The organism is uncultured Clostridium sp. (assembly GCF_937920395.1).
Lineage (GTDB): Bacteria > Bacillota > Clostridia > Clostridiales > Clostridiaceae > Clostridium_AD.
In genome coordinates this window covers 56,071-70,126 of sequence record NZ_CALEVF010000296.1, presented here as the reverse complement: position 1 = coordinate 70,126, position 14,056 = coordinate 56,071, and the positions used below count along the sequence as shown (strand labels likewise).

Below are 14,056 nucleotides of genomic sequence, written 5' to 3'. Positions count from 1 at the left end.
ACAGCATAAACAAACCAATCACAACCAACTCGTATGAGGGGTTGAAAGAAATGGTCAATCCCCGCTCTATTACATGTATATTGTATGTGTGTATGTTTTGCGTGTGTTTAAGGCGTTGTGTTGGCGTTTTGGGTATTGAATGGTATGAATGTATGCGTGATGATTTTCGATGCCCTGTAACGCTTAAGATTGCGTTGTATTATTTACGGTTGGGTGTGTAGTATTGATCATTGCACCTGTGACTCGATACGACGCTGATAGAGGGGTTTAGTGGTTTTTTGTGGGTTGGGTATTGCACGTCTTTTTTTTAGCGTGTGCTAATATGGCTTTATTTGTGTGTTAAGGGGGTATAAGTAAAGTTTATGAAATTAATATTTCAATTTGTTTGTTTAATTCAAATATAGTTTGCACCTTTGAAATGCCGGAAGCAATGTAGCGAAAAAGGCGCTGTCCTAATAATGGGACAGTTTAAAATTAATAGTTATGAATGATCTAACGATAACGATTACACAGGTATTAGGATGTATAAGTATAATTTACTCCCTTATTAGAATTGTGTCATTATGTAGGCTTGGTAAACCTGCTTATGTTTATATTGTTCTTCTTGCATGGGTAATTTCGAGTTTATATTTTTTAGACTTATTTATACAATCTAATTTATAATATTATGTCACATACAATCACGGTAGGTCAGCAGGTTAATTACAGCAATGGTAATTTGGGTATTTACACAGGTCAGGTAATGGAGATTTCAAACGGCTACTTGGTGGTAGTAGATTTGGCTGATGTTGACAAGTGGAGTAATACGTATGCTATTAGCAGTTTCATTTCACCTTTACAGGTAATCGTTTAATCATTCATCATTTAGACTTACAATAATGAAAACTTCAATAGACAAAGCCAAAGTTTATGAAACTATAAAATCACTTTCACGTGCTTACAGATGGGATAAAGGTTCTTATCATTACGCTGTTAGTCATATGATGTCTGCTGGTCATTACATCGCTTACAATGATTATACATTGAAAGACTTGAAAGCTAAGTTTGATATCTTAATTGAAAGCAGGTTTTATGTAATAGCTGATTTCACAACATTTAAAGGTGGTGATTTTTATTTGCCTGTACCAGAAGTAGAAGTTTTTGAGGATGGTAGCAAAGTATTCAACAATATTGCTCAGGATATGGAGTTTCAGGGAGAAATTACATTTACCAGTGTAATTAATAGTGAAACAAGTTACGGTCAAACTGAGCTTTCATCTTCATCAGAAAGTGTTATAACTGTAGGGATTAGATCAAATGGCGAAGGCTGGTTTGAGTGGAATGTTGACGACTTAGAAATAACAGAGGAAGGCGGTTTGTCTTTTGAGGATAAAGAGCTTGTAGATTACGATGGAGTATTTGAGTTACCTAAACAGTTATGCGATTTCCTGAGTAAGCACGGTTACAATATGGATTATGCCTATTAAGATACTGTAAAGTTCCGCAAGTCTTAGCGGTTTGCTTGCCTCGCCTTCTTCGGATGTGCGGGGATGAGGCAGTGAGAGCGTTAATTATGTGAGGGCGAAGATGGATGTCAGACCCTCACTATTTTAAAACTCAAAGAAATTAATAAACACACCTAATAATTAGCGCAACACTCTTCGGGGTTTGCGCTTAAAGTAGTACAGGACAATAGTGTTCTGCATTAAAATTTACGTTATGATTGATTTAAGCAACTCAAAAGCATTGAACGAGTATCACGTTCAGTTAGCTAAAGAAAATTCAACACACGGCCTTATTTGGATATTCATGGGAATATTATTCACCTTATTTGTATTGGGATCAATTGTTTTACTTACTATACCTGCATAATTATGAAAACATTTATATATACCACAGAGTTTAAAAAAGCTACTTACGGGGGTAATGTATCTTTAAGAGTATATCAAATAAAAAACAATGTCCCGGTTTTCGTTGGGGATACTAAATATAATACACAAAGCTATAGGGGACATGACCATGAAGCCATGCAGGTTATTATTGACACTGGTTTATTGCCTAAAAACTGTATGGATAGACCAAAACACGGGTATATCAATAGAGATAAAGCAGGTAAAGTATTCAAATTAATTGAATTAAGGTAACCATAAATATTACACATATGAACAGAATTTATATAATACTCGAAGATAACGGCTATGATGGATTAAAAGATCCCGATGACCATTACTACACATCAGAAGAAGAAGCCGAAAAAGAGTGCAAGAAGCTTAACGGAAAATACAATAGCAAAAGAGATTATTACCATGTTCACGAAATGACACTTAAAACAGACTAAAATGAAAAACATACTCACAATATTATTAATCTGCTTATCATCTATAGTATTTGGTCAGCAGGTAAAACCCAACAATGACAAGGTGTTAAAGGATACGGTCATTAGCTCAGTAAGCTACAAATTGTACCAAGGCAGTAGAGGCGGGAAATATGTATTAAGAACTTCAAAATCAGGAAACATTTACAAACAATATATCAAAAAATAAGGCCATGAAAAATTTAGCATTAGCAAACCATTTAGGAATAGAGGCATTCGAATTTCAAGGGGACTATTATACAGGAGCTAGTCAATTAGAGATTGATGAAATGAATATAAATGAAGCAGAAGAGTTTATTGAAAATGAAGCTCAACTATTAGAAGATACAATAACTGAATCTTCTTATGATGATTCAGTTTTCGAATCTGAGGGAGGTACATATTTAGTGTGCAGTAATGAGGAGGCTAACGATTTATGGGAAGAATCACTAGAATCATATATTGATGATTGTATTCTTCCTGAAATACCTGAATCGTATCGTAATTACTTTGATAATGAGTCATGGAAGAATGATGCGAAGCAAGATGGTAGAGGGCATTCATTATCAGGATATGACGGTGAAGAAACAGAAGTAAGTGTAAATGGCGAAACGTATTACATCTACCGCACTAATTAATATTACCCGCTTGGTTGACATGCAGGGATTGAATAAACAATCCTTCGGGGCGGTTCCGAGCCAAGCGCAATAATAAAACACGATGAACATAAAAAAATATGTATTTACAGAAGCTTGGAGACTATCTAAAATACAGAATAAGCACTCTAATTGTAAAATAGAATTTTATACCCTTTTGAGTAGACAATATAAAATAGCTAAACTTTTAAAATCAGCAGGCTTGAAAAAATTTTATACTGACTAATTATCCCGAATGCGTTTAGCTTGTGATCGCAGCAAGCCGGGGACAATAAAGCTTACATCTTACTGTACGTATTGCAATGTTACGTCATTGTACGCTTACTGTAGCGAAATACACATACCGGGGCGGTTAGCTCACCCGTGTGCAGGAATAAAGCACCTAGGTTGCCAATAGTAACCATGTCTAAGGAGTGAGGTCTGAAAAACCTGTATGCCTATGGTAGTGTTAACTATCTCTTAGATGTAATGCTAGTATTACCGGGTTCCAACTCCCGGACGTGAGAAGCAGAGGACATAAACGAATCAATTAATTCTTATGAATATGGAAATTTCACAGTTTGAGTGGGTATGCACAGACCCAAACAACCAACAATATGGCCGTCAAATATCAGATATGATTTTTGAATTTAAAGAACCTCTTTTTGATTATAAGTTTGAGGGAATAACTCCAAAAAGATTTAAAACTGATGAAGAAATAAAAATAGCAATAAATCTAAGTGAATATTCTGAAAATGACATGTATGATTATGTAAGTTCTTATTATGGTTACGACGATTTTAAGGAGTTTCTAAAAACAAATGAAGGTCGTTGGGTTATAGCAGAATGTATTTTTGAACTTGAAAGTGGCAATTACTGATATGGAAGAAGGTTATTTTAAAGGAGAAACGTGCAATAGAGAAGAATGCAAAGGAATCATTCAAGAACACGATTCATATGGTGGCTGTAGCTGCCATATAAACCCGCCATGCTCTTATTGTGAGACTCCACGTGAATACTGCCCCGAATGCGATTGGGATGCTGAGGACGAGCGTAGGGAATCTATGGAGGCTAATAAGCCAACACAAGAACAGTTAGACAGATGGAAGGAAGAACGAGAAAAGGGGGAAGCAATCAGAAATGAGTTTGACAGAAAATTCAGGTCTAATGAAAATGTATCTGTTTTTGACTATAGAAGTGAAAGCCATAGCAATTCATCAATGAAAATAACAGGCATGTTTCCGGTGGGTACTGAAATAGATATGAATAAAATACGGGGAACATTTGGAGGGAGGTTTGAAATGATAAACAAAGAAAAAGGAAGGTTCATTTATATAGCTTACACAGATTAAAAACTAAAAACATGAAAGAGTTCATTTATAACATTCAGGAATACGCAGGTTATTTTACAATCGGATATGTATTATCTGTTTTACACAGTAACATATTTAAAAAAACAAAATTCAAGTTTGAGATTATCTTGATTGTTTTCTGGTTAATCACAGCAATTTACTATTCAGAACTATTTATTCAATCAAATCTATAAACTTATGATTAGGTCATGCGCAGGGTGTAAAGCACTCGTAAAGGAATCTGGCAGAGGTTCACCACTTTATTTTAGATGTGACCTTAACAATGAACAGATAGATCTCCCCGAAATAAAAGAGGTATACGATAGGCGGTTAGATTCTTATGTAAATGTTAAGCCTGTTTTAAAATGCAAATGTAGAACACTAACAGAAATGGTTAATTACTCAATTAATAAACAAAATGGCAACTAAAATACTAATCACTATTCAAGGTGGCATAATTCAGCAAATAGCGAGTAACTCAGATCATGTGGAAGTAGTAATTATAGATTTTGATCCGGACTCCGAAGAATCTCTGTCATTTACCGAAGCGACTTTGGATCATACATTCGATAGTGGTCACGCTGATGACTTAGCAGAAGAATTATTTATTAACCTAACGGCTGATGAAATAGAAGAAATGGAAACCTATTTATCAGGCATAAATTTTTAGTCATGAAGACAATTAAAGACTACACAACAGACTATCTACACTACGGCCTGATTACTGTACCGGCTGGCACGATAGTGACTCACAACACGGCTATAGGCTTTGATAGGAATTACCATTTTGTTGACGAGTTTGCATGGATTGAGGACGATTACCCTCACATTAAAAATATCCTTAAAATGGACACAATGAGGCGCGGACTTAATGTCCCTAAAGAATTTGTAGAATACGATCAATTTGAACCAGAAATTAAACCTTAAACCATGAAAAAGAAGATAATATTTATAGTAGCTCTTGTTATTTGGATAGTTTTAAGCGGTTTTTCAGGCCACTACATTAGTATCCTAATTCACAACATAGGGGCCACAAGAATAACAGTAAAAGACATTCTAGGATGTTATATATTTCCTGCCTTGATATGGGCTTTTATCACAGCTCTATTTCTTATGAAAATTGAGGAAAAAATAAAATAGACATGGCAAAAAGAATATTATTAAGCTATGAAAGCTTACCCACTCATTTTTTCGGTGATAGTTGGGAATTTAATTACGAACTCACTTTAGAAGTTACTTACCGAAATATATTTTTTGTTACCAAAAAAAGGATAGAAAAAGTAACTCATACTATAAGCATGTTCCAAAGTATAAGGCAACATATAGACCATTGGGATAAATTAATACAAACCAAACAGCAAATAAGATGACAAAGAAAAGATACTCAACAATAAATACAGTAATCTTCACACAAGATAAAATAGATATATACGAGGTATATAGAAAATTTACGCTCCCTAATAGAACCATACGTTTCTTACATTATTACGACCCCGGCGAAAGAATAAATATAGCTAAAGAAATGGGAGCCAAATTTGGATTTGTAGTTAAATGGATGAACTAATGGAATACACACAGGAAATAAAGGATGCGTATAAAATGTATGCTGAAAAACCTATACAGAGACGTTTCAACGCTTTCTACAAAATATGTCTGGATGTGGGCTTAGATGCTTGGAAGGTAGCAAGCGATTTTACTTGGGAAGACATTGAAGGTAAAGCGGTAATAGATAACAAATAAATACTATTTAACATAAAATAAATCAAAATGAAAACAGAAATTAAAACTCAAAAATTCTACATTGTAAGAACACATTCAGCCGGAGTATGGTTTGGAAACATGAAAAAATTAGATGGCTCTATAGCCATTATTACAAACGCTAGGCGATTGTGGTCTTGGAGTGGCGCAGCATCCCTGAGTCAATTAGCCGTTGAAGGTTCTAATAAGCCAAATGCCTGTAAATTTACGGTGACTATTACTGACGATGAAGGCGTTTATCTCCCACAGGTAATCGAAGTACTACCATGCACAAATGAAGCAACATTGAATATTCAAAACGTACCAGAATGGAAGATGTAATTAAAAAATTCCTGACAATAAAGCCTACCGGCTCTGGCTCTGGCTCTGGCTCTGGCTCTGGCGATGGCGATGGCTATGGCTATGGCGATGGCTCTGGCTATGGCTCTGGCTATGGCTCTGGCTCTGGCGATGGCGATGGCTATGGCTATGGCGATGGCGATGGCTCTGGCTATGGCTCTGGCTATGGCTCTGGCGATGGCTCTGGCTATGGCGATGGCTCTGGCTCTGGCTCTGGCTATGGCTCTGGCTATGGCTATGGCGATGGCGGAATAGTGAAAATTAATCCAAAGTACGAACAATACAAAAAAGGTTTCCTATACAAAAAGATAGCCTCTTTTATGACTTTCAATAAAAAGCCTGTCTATTATGTGGATAATATCCCTTGTGTCTTCCTTTCTATAGTAAACAACGTTGCTAAAGTATTAGTAATACAATATGACTTTAGCATACAGAAATCATATATAGCGAAGTCAAATAATCTATTTGCTCACGGAGATACTAAAGAAGAAGCAATACAATCAGTTAATGATAAGTATTTTGCTTCTCTGTCTTTTGATGAAAAGAAAAATGAGTTCATCAAGCTTTTCAAGAAGGATGAAAAATATGCTAACAAATTGTTTTTCGATTGGCATCACTCTTTAACTGGTAGCTGTGAAACTGGAAGACGGATGTTCGTCCAATCACATGGAATAGATCTATCTGCCGAAATGACAACTCTAGACTTTCTTAAGCTAACTCAAAACGAGTATAAGGGCGAAATGATAAGGCAAATACTAGCGGGATATTAATATAGATAATAAAGATATTTGGGTAGACCCAAATTACAGTTAAGTTAGGATGGGAATCACTGTGGATGCAGACTCCCGTTTTTTTATGTATCTAAACCAAATAGACCATGAACAAGAAAAATATACCAATGAGCTTTATTCTTGCGTGTACCACCGCGACAATAGTAACAACATTTTTTATGGTAAGCTATCCAGAAACACAAATTAAGACTATCCCAACATTTACAATAGAAAGGCAAAATGATGGTCAATGGGAGATCAGTATAGCCAAATTCAGGGATACCACAATCATTGACACGATTAATATCGATGGTATCATTACCTACAACAAAACAGAGTATTTACAAGTAAGAGAAAAGTAAACGAACAATTTAAACCACAAGAAGATGGAAAGAACACTTGCAGAATTAGCACAACAATTAGACAATTTGGATACAACAATTGATTTTGATCAAAAGAAAGCTTTCGAAGAAACTGATCACTTATTTCAACGGAGGCGATTTGTTGCATTCCAGTACCAAAGATCAAATGATCCAACCATAAAGCAAACTTACCTGAATGAGTATTCGGAGATTAACAAAGAGATATTAAAATACTTAAATATTTAGGCCATGGAAACTAACACTAAACTATCCATACTACAGGCATTGAAACAACAGCTGACATTAATAGGATCTCTATTGCAAAATAGTAGCAGAGCAGAAGCATTGAAGGAATTGGCCGACAAGTCCAAGATTCAGGAAAACTTCTTGAATATAAACTTTGAGCAGGTTAAGCTATTGATCTACTCCTTATCTCTGTAGTCATGGTTAAAGACCTGATAGCAGTATTTGCACCAATTATACTTGTCTACCTCACAGCACACCTAATAACAAAAATCACAAAGAAAAGATGAAGCATGAAAAATACAATGTAACTATAGGGCATAACATTAAGATGCTACGCGTTAAGAACGGCTTAGGCTACCCAGATATGATAAACATACTGTCTATGTCAGCCCCAACATATTGGAGGCTTGAGAAGGGCTTAAAATCGTTATCTCTCGAAGAGGCTGTCAATCTGTGTGCATTTTATGACTGTGGCCTATCCGAGATACTCAATCATCCGCGGATAAACTCGGATAAGAAGATAGCAGAGCTTGAAATAAAGTTCAACAAAGCGCAGGAAACAATCATTGAGTTACAAACTAAATTATTGAACAATGGATCTTAAATATATCAAACTCCCAGTTTACTTCCTGTTCCTCGGATACTTGGCAGGAGTAATGCACATCCACAGATTCGACCCTTTATCGTTCGGATATGCAACTAGCACAATTATAGCCTTATTGTGGCTTACTGCTAGTTTTGTTTCAATACTAATCCTTAAAAACAAAGAAAAATGAAAAAATATGAAAAACTAAAATACGCATACGACAATTACCCTAAAGGAACTAAGTTTTTAAACTTAGGATGTGATTTCATAAGGGAAACTATATCAAGTGGTATATTTCATTTAGATGAATATGGAGTACGTGATCCCACAACATATTCATATGTTTTAGGTACTGAGGGAGTATGGGCGAATATAATACCAGAATCAATCCTATCAGGTAGGTGCGCAATACAAGTTAACAATGAACGTGAATTTAAATTGTTGATGGAGCATTATGATAGTAAAGGTTTTGTTTCTGGTTCAGGGAATAACTCTATTAATCCAAAATCATATCCTGTGATCGTTCCTTACGAACAGTCATTCTGGATAAAAACACCAATAATGATATGTAACTATAGACTGACATCCTTCTTAGACTTCGCCAAAGAAATAGGCATTGAAGCTCCTCCTGTATTTGTTATGACTTCTGAGGATGGGGTTGATTTGTATGAAGGAGATGATTATTTCAGGGCAGGAAGAGATAAAGCAAATGCAAGTGGTGATTTTGTTCTTTTTGAAACAAAAAAAATAAAATCTTGTCATTTTGTTTGTATGTATCCGGACACGGACAAAGCATTCAGCACCAAGCATTCAGCTTTAGATTGGATTCAAAAACAGAATAAGCCTAAAGAGGTTCATGTTAAACTTTTTAACGAAAATAATTATGCTATAGTTGCATGTGATTTTATTGCATTAACACTTGGTAGTTATACTACATTGTTAAGACCCTCTGATTTAGAAGATATGATGCATGCTTACAAATCACTAACCCCCGCTAAAGCGGATAACAAATAAGGAAATGAGAGAAATAAAGACGATAGGGCAAATAAAATCAGGGAGCAGAAATTATTTATTTTCAGAGTTTGAATGCCCGGTTTGCATGTCTATTGTTGCTAAAATAAGAAAAGATGGTCTATCGGCTAAATGTTGCTCCCATAAATGCTATGCTATTACAAGAGATTTGAGAGGCGCTTATAAAGAAAGTGTTATAATTTCTGGTTACAGATATATTTATTCACCACATCATCCATTTAAAACCAGCAATAATTATGTAGCTGAACACCGTCTTGTTTGTGAGAAGAAAATAGGTAGATATCTAAAGAATGGGGAAGATGTTCATCATAAAGATGAAGACACTTTAAATAATAACTCTGAAAATCTGTTAGTATTAACTAAATCAGAACACCAAAAGTTACATAAAATTAAAAATTATAAACCATGTATAATAATAGAATAATAAAGTTTAGGGCTTGGATGAATGACAGCATGTTCTACAATCATTCGGTTTCATTAGAAATAGATGGGACTGTTCATTTTTTAGATACCGATGGAAATTGGGAAGTAGACTATAAAAATGAAAGGGTGATCCTAATGCAATACACAGGACTTAAAGACAAGAGCGGTAAAGAGATTTATGAGGGTGATATTTTACACTTTCAGACATACGAAGGTGGTGGATTCGGTAAAGTTGGTATTGAATGCTATGCTGAGGTAGTTTACGGGCATCACAACCTTACTGACAATTGCTTGTATGGGAGTCAAGGGTTTTATTTATTAACTTCTAAATCTCAAAGACCCTCATCAATTAGTTATTGGATTAAATCACATAATGCCTTGGTAGCAGGTAACATCCATGATAATCCTGAATTAATTAACTAACCGCCCATAGGGCATAACATAAACAAAGATGGAAGATTTAACCAGATCTCAGCTATATAGCCTTTATAATAAAATTGCATATGGGTATATTCTCAAAAACTATTCTAATAATTTCCTCAACAGGGTTAAGGAGAGAATAAAAGTAGTATTTGTAGAGCCATTAAAAGGCGTTGTTCATATTCATTGTGCGAGTACAGGTAATGAGTTCAAACTGAATATAGACCTAAAGAAAAAATCCATTGAACATAGGGGTTGTTACTCAAAAAACAAAGGGTATGATTCTAAAACGTTAATTGATGAAAATGTAAATAGTCTATTAACTCACTCCCGGAAGGGCTAAAATAAAGACGATGAAATGTAACAACTGTGGGTTAGACTTTGATGAATCTAACTTTAGTCAGGTGGTGGCACATGAACACCACATTCAATTATCAATAGACAAAGATAGATCTGGTAAAAAGGTGATATCACACGCAAGAGAAGTATTACCCAATGCGGGTATGGAGTTCTGTGTCGGGGCTAATAATGCCTTACACGGTGACTATGACGAAAGTACCTTATATCAGGAAAACTCTGATTTTAAAGCAGGGTACTGGCATGGTAAAGAAAAACTTTGTGAAAAATACATACTCAAATAGTTAACTCACTCCCTGCAAAGGGGTAATACATAAAGAATGGAAAATATTTTACAGTCATCAGCTATATGTCCCAAATGCAAAAGTGATAATTTAATTCTTGAAGAGGTTTGGCATGGGCACTCTATCCAATGGGAGCAGTTAGCAGGGAAGTTTGATAAGAATGATGGTTCTTTAAATGAGGGCTATCCGAATCACTTAAACGGAATATGTAAAGAATGCAATCATGTGTGGAAGTTTAAAAAATATCAGAGTATAAGTGATGTAGCTATTGACGCACTCCCTGAAAAAGCGATAACTGATGAAGATATTGAAGACCAGATTGATTATACTTTTCCGGTTGAATCAGACAATAGTCATATCAGGGATAGGCAGATAATGAGAAATACTATTCAGTGGTACAGGGATAAATTAACCACCCCATAAGAGGGGATAACAACAAGGAAGATGGCAGAATATGTAAAAGGCACATACATGGAACAGTTTGAGCATATACCTCAAATAAGTCAGTATAATCATAACTATTATAAGGGGTTTAATAATGATCTACTTTATGCTGAAATTGACAGACTAAATGCTAAAGCATTATGAATTATACAGCAGAACAACTGGCAATTAACGTAAGCATTGATCTAGCTAATGGAATTATTGATAATCAAAGAATAATTGATATTCAAACATACGGCAGGAAATGTGCTGAAAAAGCTTTGAAAGATGCTAGTGAAAACGCTTATAACATTGACGATGGACACGATATAGACGGCAACTGCATCCACACGATAAGTAAGGACTCAATTTTAAACACGATTATTCAAACACCATGACAAATAAGCAATTAAAAGAACAACTAGACCAATATCCGGATGATTTGGAAATAAGAGTTGGCAGCTGGTATAATGATGTTGTTTCGGTAGAGCGAAAAACAGTTAGTATAAATCATGTAAAGCATGATGTTATATCTATTACAGACGAAGAAGAATATTAATAATTAAGCCATGAAAGAACCAGAAGAGTATAAAATTGAAAAGGCGTTTTTAGAAATACACAATGAATTTAAAGGAGCTAATGAGTCATATCCAAGGAGAACCAAGGACGGAAATGTGGTTGATATTCCAGAACTCCTTTCAAAATTCAAAACCTACCTGATAGAACAGGGGGAGCATGTGAATGCTGAAAGTGCAAGTGATTTAGCGCTGGATGTTTTAAAAGCGCGTCAAAACCAAAAACCACTACATAAGAAAATTAATTCCATAGAGAAAAGAATCAAAGAAATAGAAAAAGAAGTTCAGCAGTACAGGGATAATACTTTCAAGGTGGTTAGTGATGAGGAAATAAAGATTATATCAGAAGAAGTTCATGATAAATGGATTGAATCTGCTGGATGGTGTGTTGGGGATGCTATTTTAGAAATGGGAGTTCGTGTTGCGAAACAATTAACAGGGAAAGCATGAAGTTCAGGCAAAAGTTAATGAAGATAAAACGAAGGCTTAAACTTGATCCTGTCCCTCGTTTTAGGATTAGAGCATACGTGGATAATAATGGGCATTCACATTGTGAGTTTGGATATTACGGCAGACAAGAATGCCCGACTAAATGGGATGAGTCTGGTAATTACATTAAAGGTCAGCCGTTTTATCTACACATGTCAGGGACAATTAACGTACCGGGCTATAAACATAGATGGAATCGTGATTTGCAGCTTCATTTCTGGAACTACATAAGACGAAACAAACATAATATTCACCCTTTAGATTTAGCAAAATGATCACAGAAGAACAAATAAACGAGTATGCTGAGGCATATATTAAATCATCAGTAAATACATCAGAATTATCAGATCATGAGGTAGAAGATGTTAAAAACGACTTCAAATCCGGAATGAAAAAGGCTATTGAGTTGATGCAGCCGGAATGGATAGATATTGACTTGGATGATACTGAAACTTTGCCTTTAGACTTTGATCCGGTTATATGCCTTAATGAACATGAAGAATACCAAATTCTACAACTTCAGAGATACGGGGACTGCATTTCTAATTGGGAGTGGGAAACACAAGGACTTAAACGCAATAGTTCATTCCCAATTGATTATATTAAGCGTTGGACTTATTTACCCGAACCACCTAAAACAGATTAAAATGAAAAATCTAATCATCATTATCATACTCATCATAGGCTTTGTATATGGTATCAAACAATTAGTCACATGGAGTGATAATTGTGATTGTAAGCCTCATAGTAACCCTCATTTCACTTGTCCTAACTAAACTATCATGGAACCACATAACTATCGTATAGAGCCTGTACCAGTTGTACAGATTGTATTAGTAATCATTGCTATCATAACGTTGCTGTCTCTCTCTGACTATATGGGATGGATGGATATATTAAAATATTTTAAACCACACAATTATGGAGTTTGATGATATAAAAACAATCCTTGTAGTCGTTGAATTTAACGATGGGAACACACATCAAGTGCTATCTACCAAAGAGCATAAGAAACTATCATTACAATTTTTAAGTGGCTTAGACGATGGTTTAACCATGTCAAAAGAAATAGAGACTTTCACATTAGATGTAAAACAAAAATAGATATGGAATTTCTTAATACATATGGAGCATATATAATGCTATATTTTATATTTCAAGTAGGTACAGGCACATATTGGCGTTGTCTGTCTAAAATAAGTAACGGATCAATAACTATTAAAAAATACTTAATACTAATGATACCTGTAATTGGAATTTTGTTTGCCTTTTTATTGGCAATTAGATATGCACTTTCAAACGAAGAATAATGGAACAATTTTTAACTGCAATAGGGAAGCATTGGGCTGTATCTATTGGTATTTGGCTAGGCATCATGTATCTAGCAGGAATGATAACGACAATTATATGTAATAACTATAAAGATCAAGACGATGAGTGAATTAGAAGACCTGAAGAAAGAGTTTCCCCGGATGGAATATCTGGATGGGAACTTCTACGAAAATCACAGGAGAAATACTCCGCTAAAGAATTTCAGTAATGAGCCTATCAATGCGGATGTCATGATAGAAGACCATTACTACCCGACCTCAAAGAAGTTTGAAGTGTCAGGAACAAAAGAGTTTATCATTGATCACTACGGTGGCTACTTAGCTGCCTTTAAAGAAATATAA

32 protein-coding genes are annotated in these 14,056 nt (G+C 35.1%); all 32 read left to right on the top strand.

The features are described 5' to 3' along the window. Positions 1-667 precede the first annotated feature (667 nt). The 32 genes from Q0649_RS18955 to Q0649_RS18800 all read left to right on the top strand — a co-directional run bounded on the left by Q0649_RS18955 (position 668) and on the right by Q0649_RS18800 (position 14,056). Positions 668-853, top strand: a complete 186-nt coding sequence (locus Q0649_RS18955; protein WP_298845629.1) for a hypothetical protein — start codon at positions 668-670, stop codon at positions 851-853. A 25-nt stretch (positions 854-878) separates the two neighbouring features. Then, complete coding sequence (locus Q0649_RS18950; RefSeq protein WP_298845627.1) at positions 879-1,466, top strand: hypothetical protein; 588 nt, start codon at positions 879-881, stop codon at positions 1,464-1,466. A gap of 387 nt (positions 1,467-1,853) precedes the next feature. Then, positions 1,854-2,123, top strand: coding sequence for a hypothetical protein (locus tag Q0649_RS18945; protein ID WP_298845625.1), 270 nt, complete (start codon positions 1,854-1,856; stop codon positions 2,121-2,123). 17 nt (positions 2,124-2,140) lie between these two features. After that, positions 2,141-2,317 (top strand): hypothetical protein, encoded by a 177-nt coding sequence (locus Q0649_RS18940; protein WP_298845623.1) that lies wholly within the window; start codon positions 2,141-2,143, stop codon positions 2,315-2,317. Positions 2,318-2,526: 209 nt separating this feature from the next. Then, the gene (locus Q0649_RS18935) at positions 2,527-2,970 is read left to right on the top strand and encodes a hypothetical protein (protein WP_298845621.1); all 444 of its coding nucleotides are present in this window, start codon (positions 2,527-2,529) and stop codon (positions 2,968-2,970) included. 556 nt (positions 2,971-3,526) lie between these two features. After that, the gene (locus tag Q0649_RS18930; RefSeq protein ID WP_298845619.1) at positions 3,527-3,847 is read left to right on the top strand and encodes a hypothetical protein; all 321 of its coding nucleotides are present in this window, start codon (positions 3,527-3,529) and stop codon (positions 3,845-3,847) included. Between the two features lies 1 nt (position 3,848). Next, the gene (locus Q0649_RS18925; protein WP_298845617.1) at positions 3,849-4,319 is read left to right on the top strand and encodes a hypothetical protein; all 471 of its coding nucleotides are present in this window, start codon (positions 3,849-3,851) and stop codon (positions 4,317-4,319) included. A 198-nt stretch (positions 4,320-4,517) separates the two neighbouring features. Then, the gene (locus Q0649_RS18920) at positions 4,518-4,748 is read left to right on the top strand and encodes a hypothetical protein (protein ID WP_298845616.1); all 231 of its coding nucleotides are present in this window, start codon (positions 4,518-4,520) and stop codon (positions 4,746-4,748) included. A gap of 315 nt (positions 4,749-5,063) precedes the next feature. Further along, positions 5,064-5,246 carry a hypothetical protein gene (locus tag Q0649_RS18915; protein WP_298845614.1) on the top strand — a complete coding sequence of 61 codons (183 nt, stop codon included), beginning with the start codon at positions 5,064-5,066 and terminating at the stop codon, positions 5,244-5,246. Between the two features lie 3 nt (positions 5,247-5,249). Then, the gene (locus Q0649_RS18910) at positions 5,250-5,459 is read left to right on the top strand and encodes a hypothetical protein (RefSeq protein WP_298845613.1); all 210 of its coding nucleotides are present in this window, start codon (positions 5,250-5,252) and stop codon (positions 5,457-5,459) included. 226 nt (positions 5,460-5,685) lie between these two features. Further along, a complete protein-coding gene (locus Q0649_RS18905) occupies positions 5,686-5,883 on the top strand; it encodes a hypothetical protein (RefSeq protein WP_298845611.1) in 198 nt (65 codons plus the stop codon). Further along, the gene (locus tag Q0649_RS18900; protein ID WP_298845609.1) at positions 5,883-6,059 is read left to right on the top strand and encodes a hypothetical protein; all 177 of its coding nucleotides are present in this window, start codon (positions 5,883-5,885) and stop codon (positions 6,057-6,059) included. The genes Q0649_RS18905 and Q0649_RS18900 overlap by 1 nt, the downstream gene beginning before the upstream one ends. Before the next feature lie 147 nt (positions 6,060-6,206). Next, complete coding sequence (locus tag Q0649_RS18895) at positions 6,207-6,398, top strand: DUF6948 domain-containing protein (protein ID WP_298845607.1); 192 nt, start codon at positions 6,207-6,209, stop codon at positions 6,396-6,398. Then, on the top strand, positions 6,386-7,186 hold the full coding sequence (locus Q0649_RS18890; protein ID WP_298845605.1) for a hypothetical protein: 801 nt from the start codon (positions 6,386-6,388) through the stop codon (positions 7,184-7,186). Before Q0649_RS18895 ends, Q0649_RS18890 begins: the two co-directional genes overlap by 13 nt. Before the next feature lie 386 nt (positions 7,187-7,572). Further along, positions 7,573-7,794 carry a hypothetical protein gene (locus Q0649_RS18885; RefSeq protein WP_298845603.1) on the top strand — a complete coding sequence of 74 codons (222 nt, stop codon included), beginning with the start codon at positions 7,573-7,575 and terminating at the stop codon, positions 7,792-7,794. Between the two features lie 283 nt (positions 7,795-8,077). Continuing rightward, positions 8,078-8,398 (top strand): helix-turn-helix transcriptional regulator, encoded by a 321-nt coding sequence (locus Q0649_RS18880; protein WP_298845601.1) that lies wholly within the window; start codon positions 8,078-8,080, stop codon positions 8,396-8,398. Between the two features lie 168 nt (positions 8,399-8,566). After that, a complete protein-coding gene (locus tag Q0649_RS18875; protein ID WP_298845599.1) occupies positions 8,567-9,394 on the top strand; it encodes a hypothetical protein in 828 nt (275 codons plus the stop codon). A 4-nt stretch (positions 9,395-9,398) separates the two neighbouring features. Further along, complete coding sequence (locus tag Q0649_RS18870; RefSeq protein WP_298845597.1) at positions 9,399-9,836, top strand: HNH endonuclease signature motif containing protein; 438 nt, start codon at positions 9,399-9,401, stop codon at positions 9,834-9,836. Continuing rightward, entirely contained in the window at positions 9,818-10,258 is a 441-nt protein-coding gene (locus tag Q0649_RS18865) for a YopX family protein (protein WP_298845596.1), read from the top strand. Before Q0649_RS18870 ends, Q0649_RS18865 begins: the two co-directional genes overlap by 19 nt. Positions 10,259-10,286: 28 nt before the next feature. Next, positions 10,287-10,598 carry a hypothetical protein gene (locus tag Q0649_RS18860; RefSeq protein WP_298845594.1) on the top strand — a complete coding sequence of 104 codons (312 nt, stop codon included), beginning with the start codon at positions 10,287-10,289 and terminating at the stop codon, positions 10,596-10,598. A gap of 64 nt (positions 10,599-10,662) precedes the next feature. Then, on the top strand, positions 10,663-10,896 hold the full coding sequence (locus Q0649_RS18855; RefSeq protein WP_298845593.1) for a hypothetical protein: 234 nt from the start codon (positions 10,663-10,665) through the stop codon (positions 10,894-10,896). A 36-nt stretch (positions 10,897-10,932) separates the two neighbouring features. After that, entirely contained in the window at positions 10,933-11,319 is a 387-nt protein-coding gene (locus tag Q0649_RS18850) for a hypothetical protein (RefSeq protein WP_298845591.1), read from the top strand. A gap of 21 nt (positions 11,320-11,340) precedes the next feature. Continuing rightward, entirely contained in the window at positions 11,341-11,484 is a 144-nt protein-coding gene (locus Q0649_RS18845) for a hypothetical protein (RefSeq protein ID WP_298845589.1), read from the top strand. Beyond that, entirely contained in the window at positions 11,481-11,717 is a 237-nt protein-coding gene (locus tag Q0649_RS18840; RefSeq protein ID WP_298845587.1) for a hypothetical protein, read from the top strand. Before Q0649_RS18845 ends, Q0649_RS18840 begins: the two co-directional genes overlap by 4 nt. Next, positions 11,714-11,878 (top strand): hypothetical protein, encoded by a 165-nt coding sequence (locus Q0649_RS18835; RefSeq protein WP_298845585.1) that lies wholly within the window; start codon positions 11,714-11,716, stop codon positions 11,876-11,878. The genes Q0649_RS18840 and Q0649_RS18835 overlap by 4 nt, the downstream gene beginning before the upstream one ends. A 10-nt stretch (positions 11,879-11,888) precedes the next feature. Beyond that, on the top strand, positions 11,889-12,344 hold the full coding sequence (locus tag Q0649_RS18830) for a hypothetical protein (RefSeq protein WP_298845584.1): 456 nt from the start codon (positions 11,889-11,891) through the stop codon (positions 12,342-12,344). Beyond that, the gene (locus Q0649_RS18825) at positions 12,341-12,658 is read left to right on the top strand and encodes a hypothetical protein (protein ID WP_298845582.1); all 318 of its coding nucleotides are present in this window, start codon (positions 12,341-12,343) and stop codon (positions 12,656-12,658) included. Before Q0649_RS18830 ends, Q0649_RS18825 begins: the two co-directional genes overlap by 4 nt. Beyond that, complete coding sequence (locus tag Q0649_RS18820) at positions 12,655-13,029, top strand: hypothetical protein (protein ID WP_298845580.1); 375 nt, start codon at positions 12,655-12,657, stop codon at positions 13,027-13,029. Before Q0649_RS18825 ends, Q0649_RS18820 begins: the two co-directional genes overlap by 4 nt. Positions 13,030-13,304: 275 nt before the next feature. Continuing rightward, the gene (locus Q0649_RS18815) at positions 13,305-13,487 is read left to right on the top strand and encodes a hypothetical protein (RefSeq protein ID WP_298845578.1); all 183 of its coding nucleotides are present in this window, start codon (positions 13,305-13,307) and stop codon (positions 13,485-13,487) included. 2 nt (positions 13,488-13,489) lie between these two features. Further along, positions 13,490-13,693, top strand: coding sequence for a hypothetical protein (locus Q0649_RS18810; protein WP_298845576.1), 204 nt, complete (start codon positions 13,490-13,492; stop codon positions 13,691-13,693). After that, positions 13,693-13,824, top strand: coding sequence for a hypothetical protein (locus tag Q0649_RS18805; RefSeq protein WP_298845574.1), 132 nt, complete (start codon positions 13,693-13,695; stop codon positions 13,822-13,824). Before Q0649_RS18810 ends, Q0649_RS18805 begins: the two co-directional genes overlap by 1 nt. Further along, entirely contained in the window at positions 13,817-14,056 is a 240-nt protein-coding gene (locus Q0649_RS18800) for a hypothetical protein (RefSeq protein ID WP_298845572.1), read from the top strand. The genes Q0649_RS18805 and Q0649_RS18800 overlap by 8 nt, the downstream gene beginning before the upstream one ends.